Source organism: Micromonospora sp. NPDC023869 (assembly GCF_055559695.1).
In genome coordinates this window covers 156,675-180,557 of sequence record NZ_JBVHKD010000003.1, presented here as the reverse complement: position 1 = coordinate 180,557, position 23,883 = coordinate 156,675, and the positions used below count along the sequence as shown (strand labels likewise).

Here is a 23,883-nt window from a genome sequence, read left to right as displayed (position 1 = left end):
GATCAGACCACTGTGGCAAGTGGACACACCATCCTGTGTGTACGGTTGCCCCTCGACATGATCACGTCAGTCCCGCGTTGACACGGCACCCCCCAACTGCGCGCGATGAGCCTGTCGATAATCAAGCGCCAGGCGGGCTTGCAACTTGGCATGTCGGAACTGATATACAGGTCCGACCTGCCGCAGAACACCCAGGTTATGCATCAGCCTGAGAAACCTCATAAGGGTTATCGGCAGGTCTTTGCGTAGCGACAGAAAAGTCACGCAGGACAGGTAGACGGTGCTTGCGACTTTGGGCGCGGAGCCCCTCTTCAGCACAACACCAAATGCAAGCGCCAACGCGGGCACCAAAACTGCGGAATAAGGACCCATGGCTCTCGCTAGCAATCCGACAACCAGGCCGCCAGACAAGGCGAAGACCGACGTGCGCGCCAATGCGAGTTGAATGTCACCGCGCAGAGTTCTGGTCGGGCTCTGAGTCCGGTAGTCGGTCACCGGTTTGGCCATCCAGACCATGAGTCCGTGCACGAAACCAAACAGCACGCCGATGATCGAAAATTCCGTGATGCCAATTATCGGCACACCCGCCAGGTGGAGTCCGACACCGACGATCCCGCCAATCACGAAATAGATCGAAATGGTGAAGGAGAGTGCACGAGCGAGCGGACCGATCCTGCCGATGGAGAGTCTCAGATCGGCGTGAGCAGGTGTCGCAGTCGTATCAGACGCCAGACCGAAGGCCAGTCCGAGTACCAGACCGCCGACGAAACCAGTCATCGATGCGACCAAAGGCACGCCGAGAACAACGCCGGCAAACCAGCCTGAAGCACCGGTGAGCGCTCCAAACACGAGGCCCAGAGCGATGCCTACCAACCACCGATGGATCGGCCTCAACTCCAAGGCGCGGCGCAATTGCCACCAGGCGATATCACTCATACCAATGCAATCAAGATGGTGCGCCAGAAACCCCAACCATCGCTTGGCATCCTCGGGCCGCAAGCCACTACCGGCGGTGCGCGTGTACCGATCACGCCCTTCCGCCACCGTCAATGATGCAGACGTAAGATGATCAAGCAGATGATCTGTCACGCTGGAGGAGTCCGGGAATCGTGTGCGATCGGCAAATATGCTTGGGTCGGCACCCGACTCGATATAGACCTTCCGCATAAGCCATAGATCGAGTGGCGTGGCCAGCGCACCAGACAATGGCGTAGCCTTGCCGTCGGCCAACCCGTGAAGCAATTGGCGCCAGTTGTCCATCGGGCCGGAGTGCCGGACTAGACAGCTCCGCAGATAGGTGCTGATGTCCTGACGGTCGAGCGGCGCCGGAAGAAGAACAGAACCCCTGCTAACACCGACGCCCGAATCGAGCAACAACTCGTATTCCACGGTTCGACAGGTAAGAATAAGCAGGTCATCCTTCGTCAACTCCGAGTTCAGGGCGGAAACCGCCACAGCTCGCACCGAAGTTGGCATCTCGTCGAGCCCATCAAGGATAGGAATGATCCGACGATCGTCCACGAGCAGCCGTGCCGCGTCAAGGCCGAACTCATCAGCACGCAGTAGAGGGTACTCAACAGCCAGACGTGTGGCCAACCAGTCGCGCAACGGCTGCTGCCTAGGCCGCCAATCCGACAAGGAGAAGAGGACGGGAACAGGGACACCATCACCACACTGCTTAAGCAGTTCCCGGAGCAGCAAGACGGCAAGTGTGGTCTTTCCTGCTCCGGGGTCACCGAGCACAACGAGGCGCCGGCACTCCAGCCCGATGAATCCGCTGGCCATCGCCGCCATTTGATCGGTTCGCCACTCGAAGCGACGGCGCCCAATCGCCCTGACAGACCGACGCAAGCGAGACCGTGCGCTTCGCCTATCTGATTGGCTGTCCTCGGCCTCCACCATCCGCCAGCGGACGACCAATGGCGCCGGGTCATCGAGCTGACGCAGAAGGATTTCCTCCCTCCATTGATTCGAAACAACGGTAGCCAGCGCGCGCTGCGCCTGGTCTAGTTGATCCGGCGTCGTCATATTTCTGGATACCGAGGCCCGCCGGAGAGCAAGTAGCGGGACAATTGCCAGCACGAGGGACAACAGTTGCGCCCAGGCAGCGGCATGTTCCGGCCCTTCAACCCTGACCAGGTAACCAAGACCACCGCCGATTACAACACATAGTGCCGAAACTGCGTATGCAAACAATCTGCGGCCGGCCATCGGCACATTCTGCTGATTGCCTACCTGCAACGCAAGATTCAAGTCGGCGGCACGACACCGGAGCCCGCCAGGGCAGACGCAACCGTTGTAGACGCCTTAGCCTCGGACATCTGCCAGTGAAGACGGGCGTGGCCTTTCAGTGACCGTCCGGGTAACGAACCTGGACGATCACCGATGACCACGCCCGTTGCCCCGCAACCACCAGTCACCCTTTGTTATGGACCGGAGAGTCAGACGGCGTGGCGCTGGGCCCAGTCGAGGGCGTAGTCGGCGACCTGCTCCCAGCCGGGCTCCGCGCACGTCCAGTGTGAGCGCTCGGGGAACTCGTGGAAGTCGGTGACGGTGCCGGGCGCCTTGTAGTGGTGGGCGTTGGAGCGGTTCACCGAGGCCGGCATGATGTGGTCCTTGCCCCCGGCGATGAACAGCAGCGGGGCGCGCCCCTCGTTCCGGAAGTCGACCCAGGTCTCCTGCTTGCCGGGAGTGAAGTTGGCGAGCAGGCCGTAGGACCAGACCCAGCTTCCCGGCGCGGCGATCGCGTACCGGTCGTAGGCGGCGCGGGCCTCGTCCTCGGGCAGGGTGTTGGTGAACGCGTAGTGGAACTGCTCCGGGGTGAACCCGGCCGCGCGGTGGCGCTTGGCCGGGTTGTTGAGGATCGGGAAGAGCGACTTGATCTGCGAGGGCGGGTTCACCCGGATACCTTCGGGCGGCGCCGAGTTGATCACGACGCCGGCCGCGCCGTTTCCCCGGTCGAGCAGGAGCTGGGTCAGGGTACCGCCGAAGGAGTGACCCATGATGATCGGCTTCTCCGGCAGCGCGGTGATGACCTTCTCCAGGTGCGCCACGGTCTCCGGGACGGTCACCGTCGCGATCGGCGTCGGGTCGGCGCGCAGCGCCTCCACCTCCACCTCGAAGCCCGGGTACGTCGGCGTCAGCACCGTGTGCCCCTGCGCCTCGAAGTACGGCACCCAGTGTTCCCAGCTGCGCGAGGTGACCCACAGGCCGTGCACCAGGACGATCGTGCTCATGCGTCGTACTCCTTCAGAAAGGCCAGCAGGTCCTGGCCGAGCTGCTCCTTGTGAGTGTCGGTGATGCCGTGCGGCGCCGACGGGTAAACGATCAGCCTGGCGTCCTTGATCAGCGCGGCGGACGCCTTGCCGCCGACGTCGAAGGGCACGACCTGGTCGTCGTCGCCGTGGATGACCAGCGTCGGCACGTCGAACCGGGCGAGGTCGGCCCGGAAGTCGGTGGCCGAGAAGGCCGCGATGCTCTCGTACGCGTTGCGGTGCCCGGCCTGCACGCTCTGCCGCCAGAACGCGTCCCGGATCCCGGCGGAGATCTCCACCCCAGGCCGGTTGTTGCCGAAGAAGGGACCGTCGGCGAGATCCCGGTAGAGCTGCGACCGATCCGCCAGCGACCCGGCCCGCAGGCCGTCGAAGACCTCCCCGGGTACGCCGTCCGGGTTGTCGTCGGTGCGCAACATCAGCGGGGGTACGGCGGAGACCAGCACCGCCTGTGCCACCCGCGAGGTGCCGTGCCGGCCGATGTACCGGGTGATCTCTCCCCCGCCGGTGGAGAACCCGACGACCGTCGCGTCCCGCAGGTCGAGCGTGTCGACCAGGGTGGCCAGGTCGTCGGCGTACGTGTCCATCTCGTTGCCGTGCCAGGTCTGGGTGGAGCGTCCGTGCCCGCGCCGGTCGTGCGCGATCACCCGGTAGCCGTGCGAGGCGAGGAACAGCGCCTGCGCCTCCCAACTGTCGGAGTTGAGCGGCCAGCCGTGGCTGAGCACGACCGGTCGTCCCGTACCCCAGTCCTTGTAGAAGATCTCCGCGCCGTCCGCGGTCGTGACGAAGGGCATCCTGCCGTCCTTTCGCTGCCTGGGGGAGAAATGTCGCACCGATCGCGCGGCCCGGGTTTCGTGTCGGCGCACGGTTCTTGCACCTGACGGCACACCGGTTCAACGCGAGCGGGCCGGTACCGGAACACGGGTGGTCGGCCTCGTCGCGGCCAGTTGTCGCGGGGTCAGCCCGAAGGCCGCCCGGAAGCGGTGGGAGAAGAAGCTCGGGCTGGAGAAGCCCCATGCGCGGGCCAGCGCGGCGATGGAGGTGTACCGCCGGTGCGAGGCGGTCAGCTCGGCGCGGGCACCCTGGAGGCGTTGCTCGATGATCGACTGTTCCAGGCTCTGGCCCCTCTCCTCGTACAGCTTGTAGAGGGCGCGCAGCGAGATGGCGTTGGCGGCGGCGACGCGGGCCGGGGTCAGGTTGGGCTCGCGCAGGTGCGCGCGGACGTACGCCGCGACGCGTGCGTACATCGAGGACTCGACGGTGTCGCGCAGCAGGCGACCACTGCCGGCGGCGGAGACCACCAGCGCCCGCATCAGCTCGCACGGCCCGAACCGGCGGTCCTCGCGCGCCCAGCTCAGGTGGTTGTCGGTGCGCAGCGGCACGGCCAGCACGATCGAGGTCTCGGTCTCCGCCCGCGACATCCGAGGGGTACGCCGCAGCGTGGTGCCTGACGCCTCGATGTTGAAGACCTTCGCGGGCCCGAAGTCGAAGACGGTCATCCGGGCGTGGATCGCGGCCGGGTCCTCGAACGACGCCATGCTCGACGAGCAGTTGGCGCTGACCGTGGCCTGGAACGCCTCGGCGCGCTCGCCGACCGGCAGGGCACCGGTGTCCAGCACGAGCATGCTCCCTCCCTCCGTCGGATCGAAACCTAACGCTGGCCCGACGGGGCGGGGAGGGCTGTGAGTGCACGGGCGCGTCCGACAGTGCACGGATGCGGGGACGGCCCGTCGCCGTGCGACGGACCGCCCCCGCGGACCAGTCGGTGGGTCAGCCGACCGAGGCGGGGAACCGTTCCCAGACCCGGTGGTCGGCCATCAGCCGGTGCACTGCGGTGAAGACGTCCTCGCCCGAGTCGTCGGTGATGACACCGGGCGTACCGGCGATGCCCGCCTGCTCCAGCACGGAGACGCCGGGGCCCCAGGCACCGATCGCCTTGGCGTGCCGCCAGCACTCCTGCACCATCAGCAGCACCCGGGGGTCGACCGGGCCGGTGGGAGCCGCACCGGCCTTGGCGTCGCGGGCCGGCAGCGCGTCCGGTGCCGGGGCCGGTGCTGCGGCGATCAACAGCGCGTCGAACTCCACCGACCGGCCGGTGGCGAAGCTGCGCTGCGCCGGAAGGTCACCGATCAGACCGCCGTGCGGGGCGATCAGCAGCGGCACCATGTCGGCGGCGAAGACCGCCTGGCGCACGTCGCGGACCGTGTCGAGATCGGCCTCCGGGTCGACGACGATGCCCACCATTCGCCCGTCGGCCGGCCACTGCCGTCCCACCTGGGACAACGCGGGGCTGGGCGTGACGTCGGCGAGCGGCACGGTCGGCTCCGGCGCGGGCAGCCCGAGACCGGTGGCGACCTGGGCGCAGAGCACCGGGTCGATGTTGGCCAGGCACTGGAGCTGCCGTTCCTTGATCTCCTGGTGGTAGCACTTGCCGAGCTCGAAGGTGTAGGCGCGGATGATGTGCTCCCGCTCCACCGGCGACATGCTCAGCCAGAAGAGTCGCACCTGGCTGTAGTGGTCGTCGAAGGAGACCGGGTTGGCCCGGATCTTCGGCGCCTCGGCCACCCGCACCGGCACGTCCACGAAGGCGTTCTCGGCGTCGCCGGCCGGGAACGGGTTGCCGCCGTCGAGCGAGTTCGGCCGGTACGGTGCCACCCCGGCGTGCACGGCGTGCTGGTGGAAGCCGTCGCGCAGCATGTCGTTGACGGCCGCGTGCGGCCGGTTGATCGGGATCTGCGGGAAGTTCGGCCCGCCCAGGCGGGTGAGCTGGGTGTCGACGTACGAGAAGAGGCGGCCCTGCAACAGCGGATCGTTGGTGACGTCGATGCCGGGCGGCAGGTGACCGACGTGGAAGGCGACCTGCTCGGTCTCGGCGAAGAAGTTCGTCGGCGTACGGTTCAGCGTCAGGCTGCCGACCACCTGCACCGGGGCGAGTTCCTCCGGCACGATCTTCGTCGGGTCGAGCAGGTCGATGCCGGCGAACGTCTCCTCCGGGGTGTCCGGGAAGACCTGGAGACCGAGTTCCCACTCCGGGAAGGCGCCCGCCTCGATCGCGTCGTACAGGTCGCGCCGGTGGAAGTCCGGGTCCATGCCGGCGAGCATCTGGGCCTCCTCCCACACCAGGGAGTGCACGCCCAGCTTGGGCTTCCAGTGGAACTTGGCCAGCACCGTCTCCCCCGCCTCGTTGACCAGGCGGAAGGTGTGTACGCCGAAGCCCTCCATGGTCCGGTACGAGCGCGGGATGCCCCGGTCGGACATGTTCCAGATGGTGTGGTGCTGCGCCTCGGTGTGCAGCGAGACGAAGTCCCAGAACGTGTCGTGCGCGCTCTGCGCCTGCGGGATCTCGCGGTCCGGGTGTGGCTTGCCGGCGTGAATGATGTCCGGGAACTTGATCGCGTCCTGGATGAAGAAGACCGGCATGTTGTTGGCGACCAGGTCGAAGGTGCCCTCGTCGGTGTAGAACTTCGTGGCGAAGCCCCGGGTGTCGCGCACGGTGTCCGCCGAGCCGCGTGACCCGAGGACGGTGGAGAACCTGACGAACACGTCGGTCGTCCGCCCCTTGCGGAGGAATCCCGCCCTGGTCACGGCCTCGGCCGCGCCGTACGCGGTGAACACGCCGTGCGCTCCCGCACCTCGGGCGTGCACGACCCGCTCAGGGATGCGCTCGTGGTCGAAGTGCGTGATCTTCTCGCGGAGGTGGTGGTCCTGGAGCAGCACCGGTCCCCGGGGACCGGCCTTGAGCGAGTGGTCCGTGTCGCGCAGCCGCGCCCCCTGCGCGGTGGTCAGGTAGGCGCCCTGCTGACCGTTGGCAGTGGCCGGAGCGCCGGTGCGCGCGCCGGTCGGCGTACGGGTCTGCGGGCTGCCCTGCTCCGGCTTTGGCGGCAGCGGATCCTGTGGCGTGGTCGGCTCCGACACGGTCGGTGGCGCGCTGCCCGGTTTGCCGGGCACTTCCGGCGTGAGGGCGTCGGTGACCTTCTCCGCGGCGGACTCGACCGCGTCCTTGACCACCTTCGCGGGGTTACGGGCATCCATATCGGCAAGTACCTCCTGGAACACAAGTACCGGATGCCACCGCGATACCCTGGCCGGAGTCGGCAAAACAGGGCGAACGGTATGAGTCTGGTAAGGCCCGTCCCTCGGTGCTCGGCTAGGTCCGGCGGGCGTGCACGCGTTCGATGGTGCCGTAGGTGAGTCGTTCGGTGGCGACGACCTCGACGTCGAGCTGTCGCAGGGTGTGCAGTGGGCGACGGGTGTAGTGCTCACCCTGCAACGGCACGCTGACCAGGTCGACGACGTGCTGCGCGGCGCGTAGCAGCGGGTGGGCGGCGACGATGTGGTCGGCGAGCAGCAGGTCACCGCCGGGCCGCAGCACCCGGACCGCCTCGGCGAGGGCGGCCCGCTCGTCGGGAACGCAGCACAGCGCGAAGGTGCAGACGACGGTGTCGAACCGCGCGTCGGGGAATGGCAACGCGCTGGCGTCGGCGGCGGCGAGCATGACCGGCCGCCCGAGGCTGGTGGCGCGACGCCGGGCGGCACTCGCCATCTGTGGGCTCCAGTCGACGCCGGAGAGTCGTACGTCGGCGGAATAGTGCGGGAAGTTGAGCCCGGTGCCGACGGCCATCTCCAGGGTGGCTCCGGCGGCGCGCCGGCACACCCAGCGGCGGCTGTCGGCGAGCAGACGCCGTTCCGTCGAGGCCATCTTCCGGTCGTAACCGGCGGCGCGGTCGTTCCAGTGGCGGATGAGCCGGTCACGTCGTCGCATGTGCAGCACCCCGCTCTCCCGATCGACCCGCCGCGACCCGGACATCGGCCCACCCCGATCGTGCCACCCGCCCACCACGCCCGACCACCCCCGGCTCCAGGCCGGCAGCCGGTTGATCAAGAGGTTTTGGCCCTGCGCGCCGAGGTGCCGTGACCAGAACTTCTTGATCGACGCGCCGGGCGGTGGGCCGGGCGGTGGGCCGGGCGGTGGGCCGGGCGGTGGGGCGGGCGGTGGGGCGGGCGGTGGGGCGGGCGGTGGGGCGGGCGGTGGGCGATTCACCGCTCGGAGAAGCGGCGGCGGCGCAGCTCGGCCGCCACCGGCACGAGCAGCGCGAAGCCGAAGAGCCCGGCCAGCCCCCACGGGTGGTGGTCGGTGGTCGCCTCCACCCGGCGGGCCGCGCCGGAGGTGACCACCTCGCCGTGGATCCGGTAGTCGCCGACGGCCGGGGCCGGCAGGGCCATCGGGATCCGCACGACGCGTTCCTCCCCGGCGGCGAGATCCGGCGTGTCCGGGGACGCGACGAAGCCGGTCGGCTCCGGTCCCCGACCGACGGTGAACGACAGCGCCACCGCCACCGGCACCGGCTCGTCGTTGCGCAGCCGCAGCACCACGGTCCGCTGCGCGGCGGCACCGAACAGGGCGGGCCAGCCGCCGTCGCGTTCGACGTGTGCTCCGACGACGACTGGGGGGCGAGTTCCGGTCTGCCGGACGGTGCCGCCGGATCGCCGGGTCGCGCCGGTCACGCGCAGCGGCGCGGTCGCCGCGAGCCGACCCTCCATCGTGCGCACCCGCACCTGGCAGGGGCAGCCGTCGGGTGGCGCGACGACGGTCAGCGGCGTCCCACCGGCACCGGTGCCGGGCAGGTGGATCTGGGCCGAGGTGTCCACCGCGCAGCGGGGCGGCGTACCCGCGTCGCACAGCTCGATCACGACGGTGCCGGCGGGCCAACCGGTGAGCCGGACCAGCACCTGCTCCCCCGGTCTCGCCTCGGCCCGGTCCAGCGCCACCCGGGGGTCCGGCGTCGGGGCACCGGTCAGGGCGAGGCCGGCCAGCAGGGCGACGGCACCGTACGCGAGCCACCTCATGCCGGTGTCGACCGGCGACGCCGGATCGCCCGCACCCGGCTGACCAGCAGCGCGCCGAGGGCGGCGAGCAGCAGTGCCGTCCAGACCCAGGGCACGGCCCAGGTCGCGGCGGTGCGGTGCACGGTGGGCAGCATCCGGTCCGGGGTGGCCGGGTCGACGGCCACGTCGGCGGCCAGCCGTCCGGCCGGCACCACGCCGTTGATCTGTTCGGTGACGGTGATCGCCGCGCCGGGCAGCAACTCGGGCACGGTGACCGGCTCGGTGCGGGCCAGTCCGATGCCGAACGGCGCGGTCAGGCGTACCTGGGTGGTGCCGGTCAGCCGGGTGTTGCCGGTGTTGCGCAGCCGGTAGCTGACCACGACCGGCCCGGTGCCGAACGGGTTGACCGGGTTGTCGTAGCCGATCCGCATCGCCTCGACCTGGAGGCCGGGGCGCACCGGGCCGGCGATCCGCAGATAGATCCGGGCGGCCACGCGACGGTCGAGCCTGACCTGCCCGCCGCCCTCCGCCACCTGGGCGATCGAGGCGACCACACCACCGGCGTGGTCACCGGGGCTGGCGTTGGCCGGTACGCCGATCCGGAACGGCAGGATCACCTGCTCGCCCGCCGGCACCCGGTAGGTGCGCTCGGCGAACTGCGTCCAGGCGCCCACGTCCACCGCCGGACGGCTGGCCGGTTGCAGCGCGAAGCCGCCGTCGTCGGTGGTGAAGGCGTCGGCGCCGTACACCGCGAAGGTCATCGCGGTCGTGCTCAGGTTGGTCAGCGCCACCCGGTCCTCGATCACCTGACCGGGTTCGGCGTCGTGGACGAAGTAGCTGCGGCCGGTGGGGCCGGACGGTCCGGACGGCTGCACCGCCCAGGTGAACCCGGCGTCGCTCGGCGACGGTGACGGCGCGGGTGCCGGCGCGGCGAGGGCGACGGCCGGTCCGCCGGCCAGCACGCCGGCGAGGACGGTGAGGACCAGGGTCACGGCGACCAGGTGCGGGGAAGGGCACCTCGTCATCGATCTGCGCACAACAAGATGCCCTTCCACGCGTCAGGACAGGGTGAGGGTCAGGGTGGCGGTGTAGTCACCCGGACCGGTGGCGGCCGGGACCCCGAGGCCCAGGTCGGCACCGCACCGGAAGCTGCCAGCGCTGGCACCGGCGGCGGAGCCGCACAGGGTACGGGCGCTGCCCAGACCCGTGCCGTCACCCGGGTTGGCCCGCCCGCCCGGGGTGACCACCCCGGAGAAGCCCACCAGCTTGTCGGCGAGCACGGACGCGTTCGGCGTCCAGCCGAGGTTGTCGGCGGCGATGGTGCCACCGAGCGCGCTGGAGAAGTCCTCCACCTGACCGACCACGTTCCAGCCGGCGTTGGTGCCGCGCAGGTCGCTGACGGTCACCGCGTTGAGCGCACCGTCGGCGACCCCGCCGGGGTGCACGGCCGACAGCGCCACGGCACTGCCCGACGAGGTCAGCGTCAGCGGACCGGACTGGAGCACCGTGGCGGTGATCTCCTGCTCGGCGCCGCTGGGGCCACCGGTGGCCCCCCGGAAGGTGATCGGGGTGAAGGTGTCCTGGCTGCGGTCGCTGGAGGCGTGTGCGGCGAACGTCAGCACGTAGCACTGGGTCACCGTGCAGTCGACCGTGTCGCCGTTGCCGTCGGTGTAGCTCGGCACCAGGTCCAACGTGGTGGAGAAGGTGCCGTCGGCGGCGAGCCTGACCTGCGCCGCGGACGACGAGGCGTTCTTGTGCACCCACTTCACCGGCTTGTACGGGCGGGAGTTCACCCAGTGGTTGTCGACCTTCGGGCCGAACGCCACATAGACACCGACGCCGCCGTTGGCGTCCGGGTCGAACCCGGAGCCGGTGACGGTGACCGACGTCCCCTCGGGGTCGAGGGCGGCGGACGGGTCCACGGTCACCGACGGGGTGGCGGGGCCGCCGCCCGCGCCGGTGGTGAAGGTGAACGACGTCGGGTCCATCGCCGTGCCGGCGGTGAAGAAGCCGGCGAAGGCGGTGGCACCGGTCTCGGTGAGCGTGGTGGTCAGGTTGCTCCAGCTCACCGAGTCGCCCGAGACGGTCGGGTTGGTGCCGCCGGTGCCGAGGGTGGCGATGGCGGCCTGCTCGATCTGCACCGGCTCGAACCCGCCGCCGCTGACCTCGAGGTCGACGTCGGCGAGCAACGAACCGCCGGCGCCGTCCACCACCACGGTGGGGTTGGCCAGGGTGATCTTGAAGAAGTGCGACGGGTACGAGAACACGACCGTGCCGCCGTAGTTGACGGTGGTCGCGCCGGTGGCGCTGTCGTACGTGCCGCCGGTGACCGGGAACGTGAAGGTGCCGTCCGCGTTGCGGGTGGCGCCGTCGGCGACCCCGATCGGCGGATTGCCGTTACCGGTCGAGACGTACGCCCGGAACGAGCTCTTGAAGCCCCAGTCGAGGCTTCCCGCGGTGACGTCGGCGGGTGCCGCCGTCGCCGGGGCCACCACGGCCAGTGACGCGGCGGCGCCGAGCACCGCTGCCGACGCCCACCGGTACGACCGTCGGCGGATACCGCCGGGTCTGGGTACGGACATGAGTCTTCCTCTCGTAGGGGGTAGGGCGTGATTAGGTTAGGCTGACCTAATCTTTTGAGAAATCCTCCGAACACCCTCTTGCGGAAGCAGCAAGATCTACTTAGGTTAGCCTAACCAATCTTCGGAGGTCACTAATGCCTGCCCGCCTCGCCGCCGCCCTGGTCAGCGCGGTGCTGCTGGTCATCGGCGCCCTCGCGGCCGGCCCCGCGTACGCGGACACGGTCGGCAGAGGCCCCGACGGCCAACGCCTCTCCGTCAGCCGGACGACCGCGATCCCCCTCGCCGGTGCCACCGTCACGGTTTCCGGATCCGGCTTCGACACCGCCAAAGGCATCTACGTCGCGTACTGCGTCGACAACGGTGCCGGCGCACCGCCCTCGCCCTGCGGCGGGGGCATCGACACCAGCGGCGCGACCGGCGCCTCGCACTGGATCTCCTCGAACCCGCCCGCGTACGGCGAGGGGCTGGCCGTCCCGTACGGCTCCGGCGGCTCGTTCAGCGTCCGGCTCCGGCTGACCGCGACGATCGGCGACGTGGACTGCACCGTCCGGCGCTGCGTGGTGGCCAGCCGCAACGACCACACCCGCAGCTCCGACCGCTCGCAGGACGTCAAGGTGCCGGTCACCTTCGCCGCACCGGCGGCCAGCCCGACCACCCGGGCCGCCGCCCCCGCGTCGTCAGCCCCGGGCGGCGCCACTCGGACCTCCGCCGCCCCGGCACCGGCCGCCTCCGGCGCACCCACCGGCACCACCCCGCCGGCCGGCGCCGTCGAGGGATCGGCTCCGCCCGAGGCGGGTACGGCCACCGGCGCGGGCGGCACCGGTGGTGATCCGGTCAGCGCCGACCAGCAGTTGCTCACCACCCAGGTCAGCGACAGTGGACCGGCCGGGCGCTGGTTCACTGTCACCGTCGCCGGACTCGCCGTACTGCTGGTCCTGCTGGTGGTCCTGCGGATCCGCCGACGTCGGCAGGCGCAGCGGTGAGGCGCGTACTGCCCGCCCTGCTGGCACTGCCCGCGCTGCTCGGTCTCGTCGCCTGCGACGCCGCCGCCGGCACGCCGGGTGTCACCTCGGCGACCGGCTGCGGGCCCGCCACCGCCGTGGTGACCGACACCGACGTCGTCCCGGTCGGCGGCGACCCCGGCAGCAGCCTGCCGGCCACCGTGGACTCGGCCGACGGGACGACGGTCACCGTCACCGACGCCAGCCGCGTCCTCGCGGTGAACCTGTACGGCTCCATCGCCGAGATCGTCTTCAGCCTCGGCCTCGGCGGCCGGGTGATCGGGCGGGACACCTCCACCACCTTCGCCGCCGCCGCGCACCTGCCGGTGGTCACGCCGGCCGGACACGACCTGGCCGCCGAGGCGGTGCTGCGACTGAACCCGACGGTGGTACTCGCCGACACCAGCATCGGCCCGCCCGAGGTACTCACCCAACTCCGTCGGGCCGGTATCCCGGTGGTCCTGATCGACGACGAGCAGAGCCTCGCCGCCATCCCGCGCAACATCCGGGCCATCGCCGCCGCCCTCGGCGTACCGGCGGCCGGGGAACTCCTGGTGTCCCGGGTGGAGGCGGAGATCGCGCAGGCCCGCCGCAGCGCCCCGGCGGACGGCTCGCCACTGCGCATCGCGTTCCTCTACGTGCGGGGTACCGCCGGGGTATACCTGATCGGCGGCAAGGGCGCCGGCTCGGACGAGATGATCCGGGCGATCGGCGCGACCGACGCCGGCACCGAGATCGGACTCTCCCGGTTCCGGCCGCTGACCAGCGAGGGTCTGATCAACGCGGCACCGGACGTCATCCTGGTGATGACCGACGGGCTGGAGTCGGTCAAGGGCGTGGACGGCCTGCTCGCCCTGCCCGGCGTCGGCCAGACCCCGGCCGGTCAGCACCGCCGGATCGTGGACATGGACGACGGGATGCTGCTGAGCTTCGGGGCTCGGACCGGCCGCACCATCCAGGCCCTCGCCGAGGCGGTCCACCGACCGTGCACATGAGACGACCCCTGCTGCTGGTCGGGCTGAGCGTCGCCCTGGTCCTGCTCTGCCTCGTCGCGGCCGGCACCGGGCAGGTCCAGGTGCCGCCCGCCGAGGTGCTCGGCTCGCTGCTGCACCGCATCGGGCTCGACGTCGGGCCACTGCCGAGCGCCCCGCACGGGGAGAGCGCGCTCTGGGTGGTGCGCTTCCCCCGGGTCGTGCTCGCCGTCGTCGTCGGTGCCGCGCTCGGCTGCGCGGGCGCGCTGATGCAGGGCGTCTTCGGCAACCCGCTGGCCGAACCGGGCGTCATCGGCGTCTCCTCGGGTGCCGCGGTCGGTGCCGCCACGGTCATCATCACCGGTGTCGCCACCCTCGGCGGCTGGACCGTCGCGGTCGGGGCCTTCCTCGGCGGTCTCGCCGCCACCGCCCTGGTCTATTCGATGTCCCGCACCGGCGGACGCACCGAGGTGGTCACGCTGGTGCTGACCGGCATCGCGGTCAACGCGGTGGCCGGCGCGCTGATCGGCCTGCTGATGTTCTTCGGCGACGCCGACGCCGTACGTGCCATCGCGTTCTGGCAGCTCGGCAGCCTGGCCCAGGCCAACTGGGCGGCCGTGGGAGTGACCCTGCCGTGCGCGGCCGTCGGCATCGCGATCGCCGTCGCCACCGCCCGCCGCCTGGACCTGCTGGCCCTCGGTGACCGGTCGGCCCGGCACCTGGGCGTCCACGTGGAACGGTTGCGGCTGGCCATGATCGGGGTGACCGCGCTGCTCGGGGCCGCCGCAGTGGCCTTCACCGGCGTGATCTCCTTCGTCGGGCTGGTCGTGCCGCACCTGGTCCGGATGGTCGCCGGGCCGGGTCACCGGCTGCTCCTGCCGGCCAGCGCGCTGGGCGGGGCCATCGTGGTCGTCGCCGGGGACCTGGCCGCCCGCACCCTGGTCGACTACCAGGAACTGCCGCTCGGCGTGCTGACCGCCGTGGTGGGTGGCCCGTGTTTCTTCTGGCTGCTGCGCCGGACCCGGGCACGGGCGGGAGGATGGGGATGAGACGGACGGTGCCGGAGGTCGGTCGCGAACCGATCGGTCTGCGGGTGGACCGGTTGGGTGTCCGGCGCGGCGGCCGACCGATCCTGACCGACGTCACCCTCGACGTCCAGGGTGGGGAGCTGCTGGCGCTGGTCGGGCCGAACGGCGCCGGCAAGAGCACCCTGCTCGGCGCCATCTGCGGTGACCTGGCTCCGGCTTCCGGTGACATCGCGTTCGCCGGTCGGCCGCTGCACCGCTGGGCTCCGGTCGAGCTGGCCCAACTCCGCGCGATGCTGCCGCAACGGGCCACCATGACGTTCCCGTTCACCGTCGGCGAGGTGGTCGCGATGGGCCGCGCCCCCTGGGCCGGTACGCGGTACGCCGACGAGGACGACGACGCGATCCGCGAGGCCCTGCGGCTGACCGGCATCGAGTCCTTCACCGACCGGGTCTTCTCCGCGCTCTCCGGCGGCGAGCAGGCGCGGGTGGCGTTGGCCCGGGTGCTCGCCCAACGGACCCCGATGCTGCTGCTGGACGAGCCGACCGCCGCGCTCGACCTGCACCACCAGGAGTTGGTGCTCCGGCTCGCACGCGAGCGGGCCCGCCAGGGCGGCGCGGTGGTGGTCGTCCTGCACGACCTGGCGCTGGCCGCCGCGTACGCGGACCGGATCGCGTTGCTGGCCGGTGGACGGTTGGTCGCCGACGGGCCACCGGTCGAGGTGCTCACCGCCGACCGGCTCAGCGAGGTCTACCAGCACGAGATCGAGGTGCTGCCGCATCCGCGTACGGGTGTGCCGCTGGTGGTGCCGGTCCGCACCGACGAGTGACGGCCCGCCGGTGGTGACCGGCGGGCCGTCGTACGGGATCAGCTCGCGTCGGGACGCGGGGTCACGCCCAGCGCCGCGCACGCCTCCCGGTACATCCGGGCGGCCTCGGCCCGGATCTGCCGCCGCTCGGTGAGCGGAGCGCTGAAGGGCACCCGCACCGGGACCGGAGCACCCTCCACGGTGGCCGCGAAGTACATCGCCTCGGCGTCCATCCCGGACATGACCGCCGCGGTGGCGGCCGGTGCACCGCCCAGCCCCTGGCAGATCAGCCGGCAGTCGTCGGCGTGGTCGGTGTTCATGTGCCGCATCACGGCCGACACCACCTCGGGCGGGAACGGGTTCGGTGCGCTCACGCGGCACTCCCCCGCACCACGTCCCGGCCCAGCTCGGCGATCATCTCGGTGTTCAGCCGGTACGCCCACGACACCTCGTCGAGGAAGCGTTGCCGCTCGACCTCGTCCCACGGCGCCGTGTCGAGCAGCTCGCGGTAGTGCTGCTTGAAGTCCTTCGCGTCCAGGTCCGGGAAGAGGAAGAACCGGACGCCGTCGGTGTCGAGCCCGAACGTGCGGCGCACCGCCCGCACCATCACCTGCCCGCCGGAGAGGTCACCCATGTACCGCGTGTAGTGGTGGGCGACGAAGCCCGCCGGCCAGGTGAACGCGACCTCGCGCAGGCGTTCCTGGTACTGCCGGGTGGCGGGGCTCGGCGCGATCCGGGTGGCCCAGTCGGGGCCGTGCAGGAACCGCAGGTCGTCGACGATGCGGGGCAGGCGGCGCAGTTCCTCCACGACGAACGGCCCGGCGACCGGGTCGTCCCGCATCGCCTCGGCGGCCTCCTCCAACGTCTGGTAGACGACGTGGAGCTGCTCCAGCAACGCGGCGTACCCGGTCCGGTCGAGCTGCCCCGACAACAGGGCGTCGAAATACGTCACGTTCTGCGCGGCCCGGTGGTCCGCCCTGGTCAACTCGCGCACCTGTGCGGCGAACCCCATGAACACCTCCTGTTAGGTAAGGCTAACCTATCATGATCATCGGTCGGTGGGGAGAGGGCACCAGGTCAACATTCCAGGAAGGTAAACCCTTGTTCCGCTTGGTCGCCTGGCCTGGCGCGGTCCACCACATCTTGCGACGCTAGTGATCGTGTATGACTACGACCTGTTGGTACTGGGCTCAGGGCCGAGCGGTCAGAAGGCCGCCATCGCCGCCGCCAAACTCGGCCGACGGGTGGCCGTCGTGGATCGACGCGACATGCTCGGCGGAGTCTGCATCAACACCGGCACCGTCCCTTCGAAGACCCTGCGCGAGGCCGTGCTCTATCTGACCGGCCTGAGCCAACGAGACCTGTACGGCAGCAGCTACCGGGTGAAGGACGAGATCACCGTCAGCGACCTGGCGGCCCGCACCCAGCACGTGATCAACCGACAGACCGACGTCATCCGCAACCAGTTGACCCGCAACCGGGTCACCCTGATCACCGGCACCGGCCGCTTCGCCGACCCGCACTCGGTCTGGGTCGACGGCGGCTCCGGACGGGATTCGAAGATCACGTTCGACAAGGCCATCATCGCCGCCGGCACCAGACCGGCCCGACCGGACAGCGTCGACTTCGACGACCGGACCATCGTCGACTCCGACGGGGTCATCAACCTCCAGGCAGTGCCGCGCAGCATGGTCGTGGTCGGCGCGGGCGTGATCGGCATGGAGTACGCCTCCATGTTCGCCGCGCTGGGCACCAAGGTGACCGTGGTGGAACGCCGCGAGCGGATGCTCGACTTCTGCGACGAGGAGATCATCGAGTCGCTCAAGTACCACCTGCGCGACCTGTCGGTGACGTTCCGCTTCGGCGAGGAGGTCGCCGCGGTGGAGAAGCACCAGAACGCGGCGCTGTGCGTACTCAAGAGCGGCAAGCGGATCGTCGCCGACACGGTGATGTACTCGGCCGGACGGCAGGGCCAGACCGACGGACTGGACCTGGAGTCGGCCGGGCTGACCGCCGACCGGCGCGGCCGGATCGAGGTCGACGCGAACTACCGGACCACGGTGGAGAACATCTACGCCGTCGGTGACGTGATCGGTTTCCCGGCGCTGGCCTCCACCTCGATGGAGCAGGGCCGGTTGGCCGCCCAGCACGCCTGCGGCGAGCCGGAACGCCCGATGCACGAGTTGCAACCGATCGGCATCTACACCATCCCGGAGATCAGCTTCGTCGGGAAGACCGAGGACGAGCTGACCGAGAGCGCCACACCGTTCGAGGTGGGCGTCGCCCGCTACCGCGAGCTGGCGCGCGGCCAGATCGTCGGCGACTCGTACGGCATGCTGAAGCTGCTCGTCTCACCGGACGACGGTCGGCTGCTGGGCGTCCACGTCTTCGGCACCGGCGCGACCGAGATCGTCCACATCGGGCAGGCGGTGATGGGTTGCGGCGGAACGGTCGACTACCTGGTCGACACGGTGTTCAACTACCCGACGCTGGCCGAGGCCTACAAGGTCGCGGCGCTGGACGCGTCCAACAAGATCCGCAACATCACCCGGATCGACACCTGACCGCCCGGCCTGACCGCCCGGCCTGGTCTCGCGGCCTGGTTTCGCGGCCTCGCGGCTTCGCGGCCGACGGCGGCGAGACCAGGTCCCCAGGTGGCTGTCCCCCTCGGCACCGGCTTCGTGCCCTCGCGCGGAGGCCAGCCGACGCACGGACCAGCAAGCGCAGCCCAGCCGGGGCGCAGGGACCAGCCGGGCGATCGTGTGCTGCTGCGATGCTGCCCACGTGGTGTCTGCTGGGAGCACTGTCGAGCTGACCCGTTTGTGCCGTCACCCGTCTCGATCGTTCGGCCGGGGGGGGCCACCGCCACTCCGCGACCGCGACCGCCTTGGGGCCCGCAACCGTTCAGTCCCACCGACTGCCCGCCGATCATCCGCCCTGACCACCTCGCCGGACGCCGTGGCAGGAGCCCGTTCCCACCCCCGCCCCCGGTACAGGTCCAATCCCGAACAACGTCCGAGCCTCGGCAGAGTGCGTATCTGGGAAAAGGTCCGAGCCTGGACAACGTCCGAGCCTTGGCAAGGTGCGTATCCGGCGACGGTCCGAGCCTGGCCAAGGGGCGAGGTTAGGGAAGCTCCGAGTCCGGGCACGGATCGGAGTCCGGGCACGGGCAGCCAGAGGGAGTCCCGATCCGTTGACGCTCTCAGCTCGACAGCGCCCCGACCAGCACGACCTGCACCGGCCCGACGACGCCCGACCGCCATGCTCAGCACGGCACTGCCCAACCGCCCGACACGAACCATTCCGACGACGATCCGCCGACGCTCTCAGCTCGACAGCCTCCGACCAGCACGACCCACACCGGCCCGACAACGGCCGACCGCCATGCTCAGCACGGCGCTGCCCGAACGCCCGACACGAACAACCCGACGACGATCCACCAACGCTCTCAGCTCGACAGTGCCCGACCGGCAAGCCCCGGACCGGCCCGATGACGATCCGCCACCGCACTCCTGACGGACGACCGGGCCCGGCCGACACGACCCAAGCACCGGACACCGCTCGGCCACCGGCACGGGTGCGGTGAGGACCACGACGAAGGGCAGCGGCGCCGGCCGGACCCGCCACCAGCTCGGCCGGACCGGGCCCACCGCCTCCGCCGGCCGGGCCGCCGTCGGCCCCGGTCCGACCCGCCACCAGCGCCAGTGCCAGCCGGAACCGCTGCCAGCGCCAGTGCCAGCCGGGGTCGCCGCCAGCGCCGGTCGGGCGTTCTTCGTGCGATCGACGGCGGACGCTCAGCCGGTGACCGGAGCCGGGCGGCGCACCGGGCCGAGGTGGCGGGCGTACGCACCGGTGGTGAAGAAGGCGGGCAGGTCCTCGCCGAGAGCGGTCTCCTCGACGATGCGCGCCGCGTGTCCGGCGCGCTCGCGCCCGGCGGTGTCACCGCGCCCCTCGACCAGGGTGGCCAGCTCCTCGTCGAGGATCGCCCGGACCCGTTCCTCGGTCACGCTGCCGCCGCCGGCCAGCGGCGTGCCGTGGTGCAGCCACTGCCAGACCTGGCAGCGGGCGATCTCGGCGGTCGCCGCGTCCTCCATCAGGTTCCACAGGGCCACCGCACCGGCCCCGCCGAGCCAGGCGTCGACGTAGCGCAGCGCCACCGCGATGTTGGACCGCAGCCCCGCCTCGGTGACCTGGCCGGGGGTCTTGTCCACGGCGAGCAGGTCGGCGGCGGTGACCTCGACGTCGTCACGCTGCCGGTCGAGTTGGTGCGGGCGTTCGCCGAGCACCGCGTCGAACTCCTCGCGGCAGGTCGGCACCAGGCCAGGGTGGGCCACCCAGGAGCCGTCGAAGCCGGCGGCGGCCTCCCGCTGCTTGTCGGCCCGCACCCGGCTCAGCGCCGTCTTGTTGACCTCCGGGTCGCGGCTGGGCACGAACGCGGCCATGCCGCCGATCGCGTGCGCCCCGCGCCGGTGGCAGGTCCACACCAGCAGCTCGGTGTACGCGCGCATGAACGGCACGGTCATCGTGACCTCGGACCGGTCCGGCAGGACGAAGTCCGGCCACTGCCCGAAGTTCTTGATGATGCTGAAGATGTAGTCCCACCGGCCGGCGTTCAGCCCCGCCGAGTGGTCCCGCAGCTCGTAGAGGATCTCCTCCATCTCGAAGGCGGCGGTGATGGTCTCGATCAGGGTGGTCGCCCGGATCGTGCCCTGCGGCAGCCGCAGGTAGTGCTGGGCGAAGACGAAGATGTCGTTCCACAGCCGCGCCTCGCGGTGGTCCTCCAGCTTCGGCAGATAGAAGTACGGTCCCGCGCCGGCCGCGAGTTGCCGCCGGGCGCAGTGGAAGAGGTAGAGACCGAAGTCGACCAGGCTGGCCGAGATCGGCCGCCCGTCCACCACGATCCCCTTCTCGACCAGGTGCCAGCCGCGTGGACGGACCACGATGGTGGCCAGGTCGTCGCCGATCGCGTACCGCTTGCCGCGCGCGTCGGTGAAGTCGATCCGGCGGTCCAGCGCGTCCATCAGGTTGAGCTGCCCACCGATGACGTTGTCCCAGGTGGGGGCGGTGGCGTCCTCGAAGTCGGCGAGCCACACCCGGGCACCGGAGTTCAGCGCGTTGATCGTCATCTTGCGGTCCGGCGGGCCGGTGATCTCGACCCGCCGGTCTTCGAGGCCGGGGGCGGGCGGCGCCACCCGCCAGCTCGGATCGGCGCGGACGCCGATGGTCTCCGGCAGGAAGTCGGGCACCTGGCCGGTGGCGAACCGGTCCCGGCGGGCCCGTCGAGTGTCCAGCAGCGCCACCCGACGGGCGGCGAACTCGCTGTCCAGTGTGACCAGGAACTCCAGCGCCTCGGGGGTGAGCACCTCGTCGAAGCGCTCCGCCACCGGGCCGATGATCTCGTACCTCATGCGAACTGCTCCTCCTCGGTCGAGCCGCGCAGGGCGGTGGTCTCGGCGGCCGGGTTGAGCACCGTGCTGATCAGGTCGAAGTAGCCGGTGCCCACCTCGCGCTGGTGCTTGACCGCGGTGTAACCGGCGGCCTCGGCCGCGAACTCCTGCTCCTGGAGCGACACGTACGCCGGCATCCCCTCGGCGGCGTAGCCCCGGGCCAGGTCGAACATCGAGTAGTTCAGCGCGTGGAAGCCGGCCAGCGTGATGAACTGGAACTTGTATCCCATGTGGCCGAGTTCGCGCTGGAACTTGGCGATGGTGGCGTCGTCGAGGTGCTTGCGCCAGTTGAACGACGGCGAGCAGTTGTAGGCGAGCAGCTGGTCCGGGTACTCGTCCTTGATCGCCTCGGCGAAGCGGCGGGCGACCTCCAGGTCCGGCGTGCTGGTCTCCATCCAGAGCAGGTCGGAGTGCGGGGCGTACGCGAGCCCTCGGGCGATGCACGGCTCGATGCCGTTGCGGACCCGGTAGAAGCCCTCCGAGGTGCGCTCGCCGGTGACGAAGGGGCGGTCCCGCTCGTCCACGTCGGTGGTGAGCAGGGTGGCCGCCTGCGCGTCGGTGCGGGCCACCACCACGGTCGGCACCCCGACGACGTCGGCGGCGAGGCGGGCCGCCTCCAGCGTGCGGACGTGCTGCCCGGTGGGGATGAGCACCTTGCCGCCGAGGTGGCCGCACTTCTTCTCGGCGGCGAGCTGGTCCTCCCAGTGCACCCCGGCCGCACCGGCCGCGATCATCGCGCTCATCAGCTCGTACGCGTTGAGCACGCCGCCGAACCCGGCCTCCGCGTCGGCGACGATCGGGGCCAGCCAGTCGATGCCCGAGGTGTCGCCCTCGGCGGTGGTGATCTGGGCGGCCCGCAGCAGCGCGTTGTTGATCCGACGCACCACGGCCGGCACCGAGTTGGCCGGGTAGAGGCTCTGGTCCGGATAGGTGTGTCCGGCCAGGTTGGCGTCGGCGGCGACCTGCCAGCCGGACAGATAGATCGCCTTGAGTCCGGCCCGGACCATCTGCACCGCCTGGTTGCCGGTGAGCGCCCCCAGCGCGTGGACGTAGTCCTCGCTGGTGAGCAGCCGCCACAGCCGGTTGGCGCCGTGCCGGGCCAGGGTGTGCTCCTCCTGGATGGCACCGCGCAACCGGACGACGTCCTCGGCGCGGTAGCTGCGCCGTACTCCCCGCCAGCGGGGGTTGGTCTCCCATTCGTGCTGCAACTGCTCGACCGCGGAAAGCATCGTATTCATCCCCTTCGGGTTTCCGATTGACCGTCGTTGCGTCGACGCCGACGCCACCCAGCCGCGTGTCACACACGGTCACACGGCCTGTCGGGGCCGGTCGAGAGACGGAAAGAGCCAATTATTGAAAAGCCGGAGGGCGATTTTGCAAAGTTGCGAAAGGCTCTATTCGCAGCAGTGCTAATGTGGCCCGACCAGTCCGCCGATCGGGAGGTTGAGGCGATGACCAAGACCTTTGCCGGTGCCCGCCTGCGCCGGTTGCGAGAGGAGCGTGGGATCAGCCAGACCGAACTGGCCCGGCACCTCAGCATCTCCCCGAGCTACCTGAACCAGATCGAGCACGACACCCGCCCGCTGACCGTGCCGGTGCTGCTGCGCATCACCGAGCTGTTCGGCGTCGACCCGACCGTGTTCGCCGCGCACGACACCCCACGCCTGGTCGCCGGGCTGCGCGAGGCCCTGCCCGCCCGGGCCGGCATCCCCGAACTCACCGAACTCGCCACCCGACTGCCCGAGGTCGCCGCCGCCGTCATCGACCTGCACCGGCGCTACCAGCAGGTCGACGAGCAGCTCGCCGAGCTGGTCGGTGACCGGGAACGGATCGGGCGCAGCCCGCACGACCAGGTGACCGAGTTCTTCTACCGCCGGCAGAACTACGTACCGGACCTGGACGAGGAGGCCGAGCGGCTGGCCGCCCGGATGGCGCTGCGCCGGGGCGAGGTGCGTGTCCTGCTGCGCGACCGGTTGGCGCAGCGACACGGGGTACGCGTCACCCGCGAGGACGCCGGCTCGCTCGGGGGCGAGCTGCACCGCTACCGCCCGCAGACCCGCACCCTGCACCTGTCCACCTCGCTGCGGGGCGGACAGGAGGCGATGCGGATGGCCGCGCAGATCGCGTTGCTGGAGTTCGCCGACGTGATCGACGAGATCGTCGAGTCGGAGAACTTCGACGACGTGCAGACCCAGATCCTGACCCGGGTCGGCCTGGCCAACTACTTCGCGGCGGCGCTGCTGCTGCCGTACGAGCACTTCCTGGCCGCCGCCGAGCAGCGCCGCTACGACATCGACCTGTTGACCCAGCACTACGCGCTGGGCTGGGAGACGGTCTGCCACCGGCTCAGCACCCTGCAACGCCCCCGGGCGCGCGGCGTGCCGTTCTCCTTCGTCCGGGTGGACCGGGCCGGCAACATGTCCAAGCGGCAGTCCGCCACCGGCTTCCCGTTCTCCCGCACCGGCGGCACCTGCCCGCTGTGGAACGTCTACGAGGCGTTCGGCGCGCCCGGGCGGGTGGTCACCCAGGTCGCCGCGATGCCGGACGGGCAGCGTTATCTCTGGATCGCCCGCACCATCACCCGCCACCACGGTGGTTACGGTCAACCCGGCAAGGTGTACGCGATCGGGCTGGGCTGCGAGACGCGGCACGCCGGGCGGTTGGTCTACTCCACCGGGATGGACCTGCACGCGGCCGAGGCGGCCATCCCGATCGGGCCGGGCTGCAAGACCTGCGAGCGGATGAGCTGCCCGCAGCGGGCCGCCCCGCCGATCAGCCGGCACCTGGACCTGGACGAGAACCGCAGCACCTTCATCCCGTACCCGCTTCGGGACTGAACCCGGCGGCTGGCGCGCGTGACCCGGAGGCGCACGGCCTGCTATAGATGGTGGTTGATGTCGATGTGATCCGCCCACCCCCGTCGCGCGGGCCACCACCACGCCGCCCCACC

19 protein-coding genes are annotated in these 23,883 nt (G+C 70.6%); 6 read left to right on the top strand and 13 right to left on the bottom strand.

All coding sequences use genetic code 11. The features are described 5' to 3' along the window. Positions 1-66 precede the first annotated feature (66 nt). The 9 genes from ACZ31C_RS11350 to ACZ31C_RS11310 form a co-directional block, all read right to left on the bottom strand. Entirely contained in the window at positions 67-2,253 is a 2,187-nt protein-coding gene (locus ACZ31C_RS11350) for an NACHT domain-containing protein (RefSeq protein WP_465795162.1), read from the bottom strand. 188 nt (positions 2,254-2,441) lie between these two features. Next, the gene (locus ACZ31C_RS11345; RefSeq protein ID WP_465795161.1) at positions 2,442-3,236 is read right to left on the bottom strand and encodes an alpha/beta hydrolase; all 795 of its coding nucleotides are present in this window, start codon (positions 3,234-3,236) and stop codon (positions 2,442-2,444) included. After that, a complete protein-coding gene (locus tag ACZ31C_RS11340; RefSeq protein ID WP_465795160.1) occupies positions 3,233-4,066 on the bottom strand; it encodes an alpha/beta fold hydrolase in 834 nt (277 codons plus the stop codon). The genes ACZ31C_RS11345 and ACZ31C_RS11340 overlap by 4 nt, the downstream gene beginning before the upstream one ends. Before the next feature lie 99 nt (positions 4,067-4,165). Then, positions 4,166-4,897 (bottom strand): helix-turn-helix domain-containing protein, encoded by a 732-nt coding sequence (locus ACZ31C_RS11335; protein WP_465795159.1) that lies wholly within the window; start codon positions 4,895-4,897, stop codon positions 4,166-4,168. Positions 4,898-5,042: 145 nt separating this feature from the next. After that, positions 5,043-7,304 carry a catalase gene (locus ACZ31C_RS11330; RefSeq protein WP_465795158.1) on the bottom strand — a complete coding sequence of 754 codons (2,262 nt, stop codon included), beginning with the start codon at positions 7,302-7,304 and terminating at the stop codon, positions 5,043-5,045. A 115-nt stretch (positions 7,305-7,419) separates the two neighbouring features. After that, complete coding sequence (locus ACZ31C_RS11325) at positions 7,420-8,079, bottom strand: class I SAM-dependent methyltransferase (protein WP_465795157.1); 660 nt, start codon at positions 8,077-8,079, stop codon at positions 7,420-7,422. A gap of 230 nt (positions 8,080-8,309) precedes the next feature. Next, positions 8,310-9,119, bottom strand: coding sequence for a hypothetical protein (locus tag ACZ31C_RS11320; protein ID WP_465795156.1), 810 nt, complete (start codon positions 9,117-9,119; stop codon positions 8,310-8,312). Further along, entirely contained in the window at positions 9,116-10,123 is a 1,008-nt protein-coding gene (locus tag ACZ31C_RS11315) for a WxL protein peptidoglycan domain-containing protein (protein ID WP_465795155.1), read from the bottom strand. Before ACZ31C_RS11315 ends, ACZ31C_RS11320 begins: the two co-directional genes overlap by 4 nt. A gap of 33 nt (positions 10,124-10,156) precedes the next feature. Beyond that, complete coding sequence (locus tag ACZ31C_RS11310; protein WP_465795154.1) at positions 10,157-11,680, bottom strand: HtaA domain-containing protein; 1,524 nt, start codon at positions 11,678-11,680, stop codon at positions 10,157-10,159. 134 nt (positions 11,681-11,814) lie between these two features. Between ACZ31C_RS11310 and ACZ31C_RS11305 the strand changes: the two genes are divergently transcribed. From ACZ31C_RS11305 to ACZ31C_RS11290, 4 genes are read left to right on the top strand one after another with little or no spacing between them, the layout of a single operon-like run. Then, positions 11,815-12,663 (top strand): hypothetical protein, encoded by an 849-nt coding sequence (locus ACZ31C_RS11305; protein ID WP_465795153.1) that lies wholly within the window; start codon positions 11,815-11,817, stop codon positions 12,661-12,663. Beyond that, the gene (locus ACZ31C_RS11300; RefSeq protein WP_465795152.1) at positions 12,660-13,676 is read left to right on the top strand and encodes a heme/hemin ABC transporter substrate-binding protein; all 1,017 of its coding nucleotides are present in this window, start codon (positions 12,660-12,662) and stop codon (positions 13,674-13,676) included. Before ACZ31C_RS11305 ends, ACZ31C_RS11300 begins: the two co-directional genes overlap by 4 nt. Continuing rightward, entirely contained in the window at positions 13,673-14,701 is a 1,029-nt protein-coding gene (locus ACZ31C_RS11295) for a FecCD family ABC transporter permease (RefSeq protein WP_396748508.1), read from the top strand. The genes ACZ31C_RS11300 and ACZ31C_RS11295 overlap by 4 nt, the downstream gene beginning before the upstream one ends. Then, a complete protein-coding gene (locus ACZ31C_RS11290) occupies positions 14,698-15,507 on the top strand; it encodes a heme ABC transporter ATP-binding protein (protein WP_465795151.1) in 810 nt (269 codons plus the stop codon). Before ACZ31C_RS11295 ends, ACZ31C_RS11290 begins: the two co-directional genes overlap by 4 nt. A gap of 38 nt (positions 15,508-15,545) precedes the next feature. Here the strand turns inward: ACZ31C_RS11290 and ACZ31C_RS11285 are convergent, their stop codons facing one another. Next, positions 15,546-15,860 (bottom strand): DUF2470 domain-containing protein, encoded by a 315-nt coding sequence (locus tag ACZ31C_RS11285; RefSeq protein ID WP_465795150.1) that lies wholly within the window; start codon positions 15,858-15,860, stop codon positions 15,546-15,548. Then, a complete protein-coding gene (locus ACZ31C_RS11280) occupies positions 15,857-16,498 on the bottom strand; it encodes a biliverdin-producing heme oxygenase (RefSeq protein ID WP_465795149.1) in 642 nt (213 codons plus the stop codon). The genes ACZ31C_RS11285 and ACZ31C_RS11280 overlap by 4 nt, the downstream gene beginning before the upstream one ends. Positions 16,499-16,646: 148 nt before the next feature. Between ACZ31C_RS11280 and sthA the strand changes: the two genes are divergently transcribed. Continuing rightward, positions 16,647-18,050, top strand: coding sequence for a Si-specific NAD(P)(+) transhydrogenase (gene sthA, locus ACZ31C_RS11275; protein WP_465795148.1), 1,404 nt, complete (start codon positions 16,647-16,649; stop codon positions 18,048-18,050). Between the two features lie 1,230 nt (positions 18,051-19,280). Here the strand turns inward: sthA and aceB are convergent. Both aceB and aceA read right to left on the bottom strand, forming a co-directional pair. Continuing rightward, entirely contained in the window at positions 19,281-20,894 is a 1,614-nt protein-coding gene (gene aceB / locus ACZ31C_RS11270; protein WP_465795147.1) for a malate synthase A, read from the bottom strand. Further along, entirely contained in the window at positions 20,891-22,162 is a 1,272-nt protein-coding gene (aceA, locus tag ACZ31C_RS11265) for an isocitrate lyase (protein WP_465795146.1), read from the bottom strand. Before aceA ends, aceB begins: the two co-directional genes overlap by 4 nt. A gap of 222 nt (positions 22,163-22,384) precedes the next feature. Between aceA and ACZ31C_RS11260 the strand changes: the two genes are divergently transcribed. Beyond that, entirely contained in the window at positions 22,385-23,770 is a 1,386-nt protein-coding gene (locus ACZ31C_RS11260; RefSeq protein ID WP_465795145.1) for a short-chain fatty acyl-CoA regulator family protein, read from the top strand. The last annotated feature ends 113 nt before the right edge of the window (positions 23,771-23,883 follow it).

What these genes read in the sequence shown, in the direction of transcription:
- ACZ31C_RS11345 (WP_465795161.1), bottom strand. Translation starts at nt 3,236, where the DNA reads ATGAGCACGATCGTCCTGGTGCACGGCCTGTGGGTCACCTCGCGCAGC.
- ACZ31C_RS11340 (WP_465795160.1), bottom strand. Translation starts at nt 4,066, where the DNA reads ATGCCCTTCGTCACGACCGCGGACGGCGCGGAGATCTTCTACAAGGAC.
- ACZ31C_RS11335 (WP_465795159.1), bottom strand. Translation starts at nt 4,897, where the DNA reads ATGCTCGTGCTGGACACCGGTGCCCTGCCGGTCGGCGAGCGCGCCGAG.
- ACZ31C_RS11330 (WP_465795158.1), bottom strand. Translation starts at nt 7,304, where the DNA reads ATGGATGCCCGTAACCCCGCGAAGGTGGTCAAGGACGCGGTCGAGTCC.
- ACZ31C_RS11325 (WP_465795157.1), bottom strand. Translation starts at nt 8,079, where the DNA reads ATGTCCGGGTCGCGGCGGGTCGATCGGGAGAGCGGGGTGCTGCACATG.
- ACZ31C_RS11320 (WP_465795156.1), bottom strand. Translation starts at nt 9,119, where the DNA reads ATGAGGTGGCTCGCGTACGGTGCCGTCGCCCTGCTGGCCGGCCTCGCC.
- ACZ31C_RS11315 (WP_465795155.1), bottom strand. Translation starts at nt 10,123, where the DNA reads ATGACGAGGTGCCCTTCCCCGCACCTGGTCGCCGTGACCCTGGTCCTC.
- ACZ31C_RS11310 (WP_465795154.1), bottom strand. Translation starts at nt 11,680, where the DNA reads ATGTCCGTACCCAGACCCGGCGGTATCCGCCGACGGTCGTACCGGTGG.
- ACZ31C_RS11305 (WP_465795153.1), top strand. Translation starts at nt 11,815, where the DNA reads ATGCCTGCCCGCCTCGCCGCCGCCCTGGTCAGCGCGGTGCTGCTGGTC.
- ACZ31C_RS11295 (WP_396748508.1), top strand. Translation starts at nt 13,673, where the DNA reads ATGAGACGACCCCTGCTGCTGGTCGGGCTGAGCGTCGCCCTGGTCCTG.
- ACZ31C_RS11290 (WP_465795151.1), top strand. Translation starts at nt 14,698, where the DNA reads ATGAGACGGACGGTGCCGGAGGTCGGTCGCGAACCGATCGGTCTGCGG.
- ACZ31C_RS11280 (WP_465795149.1), bottom strand. Translation starts at nt 16,498, where the DNA reads ATGGGGTTCGCCGCACAGGTGCGCGAGTTGACCAGGGCGGACCACCGG.
- aceB (WP_465795147.1), bottom strand. Translation starts at nt 20,894, where the DNA reads ATGAGGTACGAGATCATCGGCCCGGTGGCGGAGCGCTTCGACGAGGTG.
- aceA (WP_465795146.1), bottom strand. Translation starts at nt 22,162, where the DNA reads ATGCTTTCCGCGGTCGAGCAGTTGCAGCACGAATGGGAGACCAACCCC.
- ACZ31C_RS11260 (WP_465795145.1), top strand. Translation starts at nt 22,385, where the DNA reads ATGACCAAGACCTTTGCCGGTGCCCGCCTGCGCCGGTTGCGAGAGGAG.